The organism is Ginsengibacter sp., from assembly GCF_057362405.1.
Genome location: NZ_JBMQQG010000111.1, coordinates 1 through 11477, shown reverse-complemented (window position 1 = coordinate 11477; position 11477 = coordinate 1). Strand labels below are relative to the sequence as shown.

The 11477-nt window shown below is 37.9% G+C and carries 6 protein-coding genes; all 6 read left to right on the top strand.

Annotated elements, in window-relative coordinates:
- The coding region (locus tag ACO1O5_RS09495; RefSeq protein WP_486269612.1) for an ABC transporter permease at positions 1 to 814 on the top strand (814 nt) is incomplete at its 5' end.
- 47 nt (positions 815 to 861) lie between these two features.
- Positions 862 to 3279: an ABC transporter permease gene (locus ACO1O5_RS09490; RefSeq protein ID WP_486269611.1), complete on the top strand. Its 2418-nt coding sequence runs from the start codon at positions 862 to 864 to the stop codon at positions 3277 to 3279.
- Between the two features lie 49 nt (positions 3280 to 3328).
- On the top strand, positions 3329 to 5767 hold the full coding sequence (locus ACO1O5_RS09485; RefSeq protein ID WP_486269610.1) for an ABC transporter permease: 2439 nt from the start codon (positions 3329 to 3331) through the stop codon (positions 5765 to 5767).
- Between the two features lie 52 nt (positions 5768 to 5819).
- Positions 5820 to 8267, top strand: a complete 2448-nt coding sequence (locus tag ACO1O5_RS09480; protein WP_486269609.1) for an ABC transporter permease — start codon at positions 5820 to 5822, stop codon at positions 8265 to 8267.
- A 44-nt stretch (positions 8268 to 8311) separates the two neighbouring features.
- Positions 8312 to 10696 carry an ABC transporter permease gene (locus tag ACO1O5_RS09475; protein WP_486269608.1) on the top strand — a complete coding sequence of 795 codons (2385 nt, stop codon included), beginning with the start codon at positions 8312 to 8314 and terminating at the stop codon, positions 10694 to 10696.
- Between the two features lie 82 nt (positions 10697 to 10778).
- The coding region (locus ACO1O5_RS09470) for an ABC transporter permease (protein WP_486269607.1) at positions 10779 to 11477 on the top strand (699 nt) is incomplete at its 3' end.

The window sequence follows — 11477 nt, the reverse complement described above, 5'->3', positions numbered from 1 at the left end:
GGGCGATACGAGTTACCTGGAACTATTTAATATTAAATTACTGGCGGGAAGAAATGTTCAGGAAAGTGATACTGTCAAAGAATTTTTGATTAACGAAACGTATGGGAAGGAACTCGGGTTTAAACAGCCGGGCGATGCGATAGGTAAGCAATTGGAATTTAATGGTAAACTGATGCCGATAGTAGGCGTGATGCATGACTTTCATGAACAGTCTTTTCATGCGCCAGTGGGGCCACTTGTATTTGCTTCCTTTGATAACAGGAGTTATTTTTTTCATATTCTTTTACAACCACAAAGCGGAGGAAGCCAATCCTGGAGCAGTACCATCAGTAAAATTCAAAAGTCTTACCATCAAATATATCCAGACGCAGATTTTAGTTACACATTTTTAGACGATACCATCGCGAAGTTTTATGAAACAGAACAGCATACGGCAAGCTTATTAAACTGGGCAACAGGTTTGTCAGTGCTTATTAGCTGCCTGGGTTTATTGGGTCTTGTAATGTATACCATCAACACACGGACCAAAGAGATCGGCGTTAGAAAAATATTAGGCGCCACTGTTACCAACATTGTTTCTATTCTTTCTAAAGACTTTGTAAAGTTAGTATTGATCGCTTTTGCAATTGCAACACCGATAGCCTGGTGGGCAACACACAAATGGCTCGAAGATTTTACCTACCGGGCGACTATGAGTTGGTGGTTATTTATATGGTGCGGTGCAGCAATGCTGGTGATTGCGCTCCTCACATTAAGTATTCAAACTATTAGGGCAGCAATGGCTAACCCGGTAAAGAGTTTAAGAACGGAGTGAATTAGCTAACAGCTGATGGCTGATAGCTATTGGCACAAACAAATAATATGTTTAAAAATTATTTTAAAATCGCCAGGCGAAATTTAAGGGGGAATAAAACTTTCTCCATTATTAATATAACGGGCCTTTCTATTGGTGTATCCTGTTTTTTACTAATTGCATTGTATGTTTTAGATGAATTAAGTTATGATAAATATAACGTTCACGCATACCAGATTTACAGGATAGACGACCATGTTAAATTTGGCGATTTTTCGTATGAAGGTGCACAAGCTCCCGCAATAATGGGTCCGACGTTTACGAAAGATTACCCGGAAATAGAACAATATGTTCGCCTTAAAAACCATGAGGGTTTTGTGGTTGAAAGGGGGTCAGAAAATTTTAAGGAAGATAAAGCAGCTTATGCTGACTCTTCGCTATTTGATGTATTCACTTTGCCAATGATTGCAGGAGATCCGAACACAGCTTTGATAGAGCCACATTCTTTGGTAATAACGGAAAGCACGGCGAAAAAATATTTTAACGCCACCAATGTTGTAGGACGAACATTGGTTATAAATAAAAACGACAACTATAAAATTACGGGCGTAATAAAAGATATTCCAGGACAATCTCATTTTCATTTTGATTTTTTCTTTCCCATGTCGGAGACGGACCAAAGCAGGGATGACAGCTGGTTTAATTATAATTTTCAAAATTACTTACTTGTAAAGCCCGGCACCAATACGAAAAAATTAGAAAGGCTCTTAAATAGAACCCTAATGGCGGAAGCAACGCCACAATTTCAAAGTACAGTGAATATGAGCAAGGATGCTTTTGAAAAAAGCGGCAATTCTATTCAAATAAGTTTGATGCCACTCACAGAGATACATTTACATTCAAATATAAAAGATGAGTTGGGAACTAACGGAAGCATCCAGTATATATATATTTTTTCCGCGATAGCCATTTTTATTTTGCTTATTGCGTGCGTCAACTTTATGAATCTTTCCACCGCACGTTCATCCAACCGTGCGAAAGAAGTGGGCGTGAGAAAAGTATTCGGCAGCCTCAGAAATAATTTGATTATGCAATTTCTTACCGAATCTGTTTTCATCAGCCTTCTTTCATTTCTTTTAGCAATTGGAGCTGTTTTGCTGTTACTGCATCCTTTTAACCAGTTGGCTGGTAAACATATCAATTCATCATTATTGCTGAATCCCCCGATGCTATCGGGAGTTTTATTACTTATGATTATCGTAGGCTTAATAGCAGGAAGTTACCCGGCTTTTTTTCTATCCTCATTTCGGCCAATTGAAGTGTTGAAAGGGAAATTATCAGCAGGCTTTAAAGGTTCATCTATAAGAAACGTCCTGGTGGTTTTTCAATTTTCCATATCAATTATTTTGATAATAGGAACTGTAGTTATTTTCAACCAGCTTAACTATATCCGCAACAAGAATTTAGGCTTTAATAAGGATCATGTGTTGATTTTGCAAAATACGTATGCAATGAATACGCAGGTATTCAAATATGAGCTGCTGCAAATGCCAGGTGTAAGAAGCGCAACCGTTACGGGTTTTTTACCCGTGAGCGGCAATAGAGGTGAAAGGGGTTTTGTTACTTCCCCGGTTTTTGATGGCAAAAATTTCACAATAATGCAGCAATGGCCTGTTGATGTAAATTATATTCCCACACTGCAAATACACTTAAAGAGCGGCAGGAATTTTTCTCCCGAGTTCTCCTCTGACTCGGATGCGGTTATTATAAATGAAGCTGCCGCAAAACTTTTTGGTGTGGGAAGCCCGATAAATAAAAAGCTTTACCTGATAAAAGATCTTGCCACGGGAAGGTTGCTTTCAAATACTGTTATAGGTGTTATCAGTAATTTTAATTTTAATTCTTTGCATGAGCAGGTTACACCCCTCGTTCTAAAGTTGTATCCCGAGAATGGGAGTATTGCAATAAGGATCAATACAGCCGACATTACAGGATTGTTATCGCAATTAAAAGCAAAATGGAAAACAATGGCTCCTTCAGAGCCTTTCAGCTATTCCTTTCTTGATGATGAATTTAATAAACAATACAGTGCTGAGCAGCGAACGGGTACCATCTCTTTGATATTTTCAGTCCTTGCCATTCTTATTGCATGTCTCGGATTGTTTGGATTAGTTACTTACGCAGCAGAACAACGCATTAAAGAAATCGGTATAAGGAAAGTATTGGGCGCCGCTGTTCCCGATATTGTAAGCTTACTTTCCAGGGATTTTGTGAAACTTATCATCATCTCACTTTGTATTGCATCGCCCATTGCATGGTGGATGATGAATCGGTGGCTACAGGATTTTGCATACCGTACTAATATTTCGTGGTGGATTTTTGTCGTGACGGGTTTACTGGTTTTAATGATCGCATTAATTACTTCAATATTCCAAACAATAAAAGCGGCGGTGGCAAACCCGGTGAAAAGTTTAAGAACGGAATGAATTTAGCTAACGGCCAACGGCGAATAGATATTGGCTCAAAACAAAAAATATGTTTAAAAATTATTTCAAAACCGCATGGCGGAACCTGGTAAAGCGAAAGTTCTTTGCCTTTATTAATATCGCCGGATTGTCAATAGGCATTGCCTGTTTCTTTTTGCTCGCTTTATATACTATTAATGAGCTTAGTTTTGATAAGTTTAATAAAAATGCAAACAATATTTATCGCCCTTATGTATGGTTTGATGCATTGAATGGGCAGCCTGCCGCAGGCTATATGGACTATTCGGGCCCGGCAGCAACAACTTTAGGAGAAGCGATGAAGCACGATTTACCGGATGTGATAAATTATGTACGGATACAACTTCCATACGACGAGAGTTTAGTGCGGGCAAACGGTAAAGGATTGCGGGCTGAAGTTACTTATGCAGATGCATCGCTGTTTTCTGTTTTTACCTTCCCTTTAAAATACGGTAGTTCTGCTTCTGCATTACATAATCTTAATGACGTTGTATTAACTGAATCAAAAGCAAAAGAAATATTTGGAACAGGTGATGTTGTAGGGAGGATATTTGAAATTAAAATTGGCGCGGCATTTCAGCCATTCACCGTTTCTGCTGTTTCAAAAGATATTCCCGCAAATTCAACTATTCACTTTGGCATCTTAGGCAATTTTTTATATGCGGAAAAATATGTGAACGGAAGCATTTTTGTCGGGAATGATTTTCATTATATAGATAAGCAAACTTATGTTCAGTTAAAGCCTGGAAGTAATTTATCTAAGGATAAAAGGCAATTGCAAAACTTCCTTGCTACATTTTATCCGGGTTACTTAACTGATTTAAAAAATGGTGGCGCTACCTGGCCTGTGGGTGAGACCCCTGTTAATTTAAAATTGCAACCATTGCTTTCAATACATACTTCTGATATTAACCTGTGGCACGACTTTCCGCACATTGATGTGAAATCTGTTTGGATTCTTCTTGCCATTGCGTCTGGGATTTTGCTTATTGCCTGCATTAATTTTACAACGCTCGCAATAGGAAACTCTGCCGGAAGGAGTAAGGAAATTGGTATAAGAAAAGTTGCCGGAGCAGTTAAGCAACAGCTTATTTTTCAATTTATCACAGAAGCTTTCTTATTGTCAACCGTCTCAGCTTTAATCGGGTTATTATTAGCCGACATCTTATTGCCATATTTTAATGCGTTCGCAGGAAGTGATTTACATATTTCTTTTTCCCTTTGGCCACAGCTATTGATTTTGTTTACAAGCCTTGTAATTGTCGTGGGATTGCTTGCAGGAAGTTATCCATCATTTGTACTTTCTTCATTCAAACCTATTCTTATACTCAAAAATAAAATTCGTGTAGGTGGTTCAAATCTGTTTACCAAATCGCTTGTAACTTTTCAATTTGTTTTATCTATAGTGTTAATTGTTTCAACAATAATTATGCTTCAGCAAACACATTATTTATTAAATAAAAATCCCGGGTTTAATAAAGATAATGTTTTGGTGATTAATGCTTCAGAATCGGATCCTGCTAAAATTTTCCCATTGTTTAAACAATCAATAAGTAGCAATCCTTCAATTGAAAATGTTGCAAGTGCTGCTGCGGGATTAGGGGCCGGGCAAAATTATTTAGGGTATTCTGATAATGGTTTGAATGCTGATATAAATATTATCGACACAAATTATTTAAGTGTGCTGCGTTTAAAATTGATTGCCGGAAAAAATTTCGATGCTGCAAATATGAATGACACCATAAAATCGATTATTATCAACGAAACAATGATGAAGGCATTTGGATGGAATGCTGCAAATGCAATTGGGAAACAGATTAAGAATTTTCAAGGTCAGAATGCTGTTGTAACCGGTGTAGTGAAAAATTTCAGTTATCATTCTTTAGGCGAAGTCGTAAAGAACCAGGCATTCATTACATCAAAAGATAAAGGGTATGTCAATTTTTATGTAAGGCTAAAAGCCGGCAATCCAACCGCTGCTATTGTAGCCATCCAAAGCGAATGGAATAGCTTATTGCCTGGCATTCCCATGAAATATAGTTTTCTTGATGACGATGTAAATAATTATTATAAAGCTGAACAAAAACGGACAAATATAGTTGCATGTGCAAGTGGCATATCTATATTTCTCGCTTGCCTTGGTCTACTGGGATTGGCTGCATTAGCTTCTATCAATCGTATTAAAGAAATAGGTGTAAGGAAAGTCTTAGGCGCATCAATACCTGATATTCTTGTACTACTTTCAAAAGATTTTATAAAATTAATTGTGGTGTCTTTTTTAATTGCCACTCCGGTTGCATGGTATTTCATGAATAGTTGGTTATTGAATTATGCAAATCATATTCACATAAGCTGGACAGCTTTTTTACTGACAGGCATAGCAGCGATAACTATCGCATTTGCAACCATAAGTTTCCAGGCAATAAAAGCAGCAGTATCAAATCCGGTGAAGAGTTTAAGAACAGAGTAAGAATTTAGCTAACGGCCAATGGCGAATACCTATTGGCTCAAAACAAAAAAATATGTTTAAAAATTATTTCAAAACCGCATTCAGAAGTTTAACTCGTAACAGGGATTACACGATTATCAACATTACCGGATTGGCTGTTGGTATTGCCGTTTGTATGATGATCTTTATCATAATACAATACCAAACAAGCTTCGATAATTTTCACTCAAAGAAAGATCGCATCTATCGTGTGTTAACCGAATATCATCATGCAAAGGATGCGAATGTTACTTATGGAAAAGATGTTCCTTTTCCAATGCCTACAGGATTAAAAACGGCTTTCCCTCAAATAGAACAAGTGGCCCCGATTTTTGCAAGCCATGATGATCAATTGCTGATACCTGACGATAACGGAACCACTGTAAAGACTTTTAAAGAAGACAAAGGTGTATTTTTTACATCGCCTTCATTCTTTAAAATGTTTGATTTCCCATTGCTCGCAGGCTCATATGAATCATTAAAAGTACCGAACAATGTATTACTTACAAAAGAGACCGCAGAAAAGTATTTTGGTGACTGGAAAACAGCAACAGGCAAAACCATTAAATTGGAATTAGGCGGCTATATATTCGAGCACGGTACTGAAATATTGAAAGTGTCGGGTATTTTTGCAACCATACCTGCCAATACTGACTTTCAGCTAAAACTTGTTGTGGCTTACGGAACAGGTTCGACCGGAAGCCTTATGGCAACATCTAACGATTGGGAGGATAGAACAAATGCTGGTTTTGGCTGCTATATTATGTTGCCGCCGAATGTTTCTGTTGACAATTTTAATCAGCAGCTAAGGGCATATTCAACAAAGGTTCAAGCGGCTGAAGACAAGGATAGTCACATTATACAACCATTAACGGCGGTGCATTATGATACGCAGACAGGTAATTACAGCAATAAAGCAATTAGCCATGAACTGCTCAATGTATTGTGGCTGATTGCGGCATTCATCCTGCTAATTGCCTGCGTAAATTTTATCAACCTCTCCACCGCGCAAGCATTTAATCGTGCAAAGGAGATTGGTGTAAGAAAAGTTTTGGGGAGCAATAAATCTCAATTGCGAATCCAATTTCTCGTTGAAACATTTTTTATAGTTATAATTGCTGTAATGCTTGCAGCGGGTATTACAATTCTTGCATTGCCGTATGTAAACCAATTTTTAGAGCTTTCGCTTTCATTCAACATAAAAAGTAATCCGGCAGTTATTTTATTTCTTTTAGCTGTAACAATTATTGTAACCGCACTTGCTGGTTTTTATCCTTCTATGGTTTTATCACGCTTCAATCCTGTTAATGCTTTAAAGAGTAAGCTCACAGCAGATACTGTAAAGGGAATTTCATTAAGGAGAGGATTGGTAGTGTTTCAATTCATCATTGCGCAGGCACTCATCATTGGAACACTCATCATTGTACAACAAATGAATTATTTTATGAATCGACCGTTAGGCTTCGATAAAGATGCAATTATAAATGTTCCTTTCCGTGTAGATAGTCTTCGCATCAGCAGGCTGGATTATTTGCAAAATAAGTTATTGCAGCTAAATGGTGTGCAGGCAGTAAGCTTCAGTTCCAACACCCCGGTTGAAGATGGTAATGATACCTGGAGCACATTCAAATTCGACCATGCAACTAAAGAAGCAGACTTTAATGTTATTACCAAGTTCGCCGACACGGGGTATGTGCCGGCTTATAAATTACAACTGGCAGCCGGAAGAAATTTACGGCCCTCTAAAATGACAAGAGAATTTTTAGTGAATGAATCACTCGTTAGAAGTTTAGGATTTAAAAAGCCAGAGGATATATTGAACAAAGAAATAAGCATATGGAGTGATCGAATAAAATGTCCCGTCGTTGGTGTGCTGAAGGATTTTAATGACAGGTCTTTTCGCAATGCTCTTGCACCATTGCTTATTACTACAAACGTGACGATGTATAGCCAGGCAGGAATAAAACTTGAAACAAAAAACATTGCTTCCACTCTGCAATCTGTCAAAACAATATTTGAGCAAACATTTCCGAATTTTGTTTATGAATACAAGTTTTTAGATGACAAAGTTGCAAGCTTTTACAAACAGGAAAACCAGTTATCGCAGTTGTATAAAATTTTTGCAGCCATCGCCATATTCCTTAGCTGTCTTGGGTTGTATGGTTTAGCCTCCTTCATGGCAGTGCAGCGGATAAAAGAAGTTGGTATTCGTAAAGTACTGGGCGCTACTGCAGGTAATATCGTTTATTTGTTTTCAAAAGAATTTATCATACTAATTGCAATTGCGTTTGTTATCGCTTCTCCCGTCGCATGGTGGTTTATGCAAAAATGGTTGCAGGATTATGTTTACAGAATAGATGTAAGTTGGTGGATTTTTATAATCGGCGGAGTTGCTTCAATTGTAATTGCGTTAGCCACAGTGAGCTTCCAGGCAATAAAAGCAGCAATAGCAAATCCGGTAAAAAGTTTACGAACCGAATAAATACTATGATATAACGTAAATGATTACACGCTAAAATAAAAGCTATGTTTAAAAATTATTTCAAATCCGCATGGCGGAACCTGGTAAAGAATAAGATCTATTCATTCATCAACATTGTGGGTTTAGCTACGGGTATGGCGGTAGCAATGATTATTGGTTTATGGATATATGATGAAGTTTCTGCCAATAAAAATTTTACAAATTATGATACCATTTACCAGGTCATGATGAACCAGACATTTGATGGTGTTCGTGGTTCGCAACAAGCCCTGCCTTATCCATTGGGTGAAGAACTTAAAAATAAATTTCCGGATTTCAAAGCTGTAGCCATGTGCGATTGGGGTCAAAGACATTCGTTGGTTTACGGAGAAAAAAAGATTAGCAGGTTCGGCCATTTTATTGGGGAAGATGCAGCTTCCATGTTCTCCCTAAAAATACGGGAAGGAAGCAAAGATCCTTTGCACGATCCTTATTCAATTGTATTAACCAAAGAAACAGCAGGCATTCTTTTCGGCAAAGAAAATGCTATTGGCAAAACAATTAAGCTCGATAATAAAACTGATTTGAAAGTAACGGCGGTTGTAGATAAAGAACCTAAAAACAGTTCTCTTTCTTTTGATTATTTAATTCCTTTCCAGTTGCAGGAAAGTATTTATTCGTGGGTAAAGCAATATCATAAAACAAACTGGGGAAATAATTCATGGCAGGTATTTATACAATTAAATAAGAATGCGAGCCCTGCAAACATCAATGCAAAAATTAAAGATGTTGTTATTTCACATTTTACAGATGAGAATACATTGAAGCATATTAAACCGGAAGTATTTATTCATCCGATGTCGAAATGGAGATTGTATAGCGATTTTGAAAATGGTAAGAACACAGGTGGCTTCATAAAATATGTAAAGATGTTTGGTATTTTAGGTCTTATAGTGTTGCTGATTGCCTGTATCAACTTCATGAATTTAAGCACGGCACGTTCTGAAAAAAGAGCGAAGGAAGTTGGCGTTCGCAAGGCAGTTGGTTCCGGAAGAAAACAGCTTATTAACCAGTTTTTAAGTGAATCGGTGATGATGTCTGCGTTTGCATTTTTATTGGCACTTGGTATAGTGGCTCTTGCTTTGCCTTATTTCAATAAGCTAACGGATAAGGAAATGAGCATGCAGTTGGCTAATCCTGTTTTTTGGCTGATCATGATTTTGTTCACCATTGTTACCGGCTTGCTCGCGGGAAGCTATCCTGCTTTCTATCTTTCTTCTTTCAACCCTGTGCGTGTGCTGAAAGGAAATTTAAAAGCAGGCCAAAGCAGTTCGTTGCCACGCAAAATATTAGTAGTAATTCAATTTGCAAGTTCAGTGGTACTAATGATTGGAACAATCATCGTTTATCAGCAAATACAATACGGAAAGAACAGACCCATTGGATTTAATAATAAAGGATTGATTTCTGTTGATTGGTCTGATGATATCGCCAAACATTTTGAATCGCTTCGCCAGGAACTATTAAGTTCAGGTGCAGCCATTTCGATATGTCAAAGCAATTCATCTCCTTCAGAAATCCAAAGTAATAACAATGGGTGGGAATGGAAAGGAAGTCAGCCTGTTGAAAAATCGGTGATATTCTCAACAATAACTACCACTTACGATTATACAAAAACATTAGGCATAAAATTATTAGCAGGCAGAGATTTTTCAAGAGGTTTTACAGATTCCAATTCAGTTATTTTAAATGAAGCTGCAGTAAAACGTATGAGATTAAAAAATCCTGTGGGTGAACAATTGAAGTGGAATGACAGACCAATGACTGTTGTTGGAGTAATACCTGACATTCAAATGGAATCGCCGTATCGTCCTATTTCGCCCCTTACCATCATATTTAATAAAGACTGGGTAGGCAATGTGGACGTCCGGCTAAACCCGGGCATGTCTGCGTCGAAGGCCATTGCATTAATGAAGCCGATTTTTGACAAATACAATCCTGCTTTTCCATTTGAATACCGTTTCGCCGATGAAGAGTATGCCAAAAAATTTAATTACGAAGAGTTGGTAGGCAACCTCGCTGCAATCATTGCCGTACTGGCAATTTTCATTTCATGCCTTGGCCTATTTGGGCTGGCATCATTCACTGCAGAACAAAGAATTAAAGAAATAGGAGTAAGAAAAGTGCTTGGCGCAAGCGTGTTTAATTTGTGGCAATTGCTTTCGAAAGATTTCCTGGTACTTGTTTTGTTGTCCTGCGCCATCGCCATTCCTGTCGGTTGGTATTTTATGAACGATTGGCTGAAAAATTATCAATATAAGGCCAGCATAAATACCGGGGTTTTTGTTGTAGTGGTGCTGGCAGCAATAGTGATTACATTAATAACAGTGAGCTTCCAGGCGATAAAAGCTGCAATGGCAAACCCGGTGCGATCACTGCGTACGGAGTGAACCGTAGGAGAATTATGACCTGCCGGATGGCGGGATTGAGTTGTAAATAACGTTTAAGATTAGACGAAAAAAAACCGATTATATGTTTAAAAATTATTTCAAAACCGCCTGGCGTAATCTTACAAGAACAATAGGTTATAGTGCACTCAATATTCTTGGCCTCGCGATAGGGATGGCTGTGGCACTGTTGATCGGGCTATGGGTATATTATCAATATTCGTTTGATAAATTTTTGCCGGAACATCAATCGATCTATCGTGTACAACGCAATTTTAATAGTAATGGCGATACCCTTACTTTTCAAACCACTTCGCCCCGGCTGGCTGAAGCGTTACGCAGCCAAAATCCCGAAGTGCAATATGTGGCCCTGAGTGATTGGGGTTCTAACCATGGATTGATTGTAAATGATAAAAAGTTCTATGAAAATGGGATGATTACAGGAACTGATTTTTTCCGGATATTTCAATTTAAGGCAGTCGAAGGAAATTTAAATACCGCATTTAAAGATGCGTACTCTATTGTAATTACTCAATCATTGTCGAAGGCGCTTTTTGGCAATGAAGATCCTGTTAATAAAACGGTTCGTTTTGATAACCAAAATAATTTAAAGGTTACCGCTGTAATAGAAGACGTACCCCGCAATGCTTCAATTGGCTTTAAGTTCGTTGTTCCCTCCACTTATATTGAACAGGCCTACCCGGGCTCTATGGATAAAACTTCGTTTACGAATAACGGTTACCAGGTTTTTGTAAAACTGAAACCCGGAGTTTCGTATGCACAG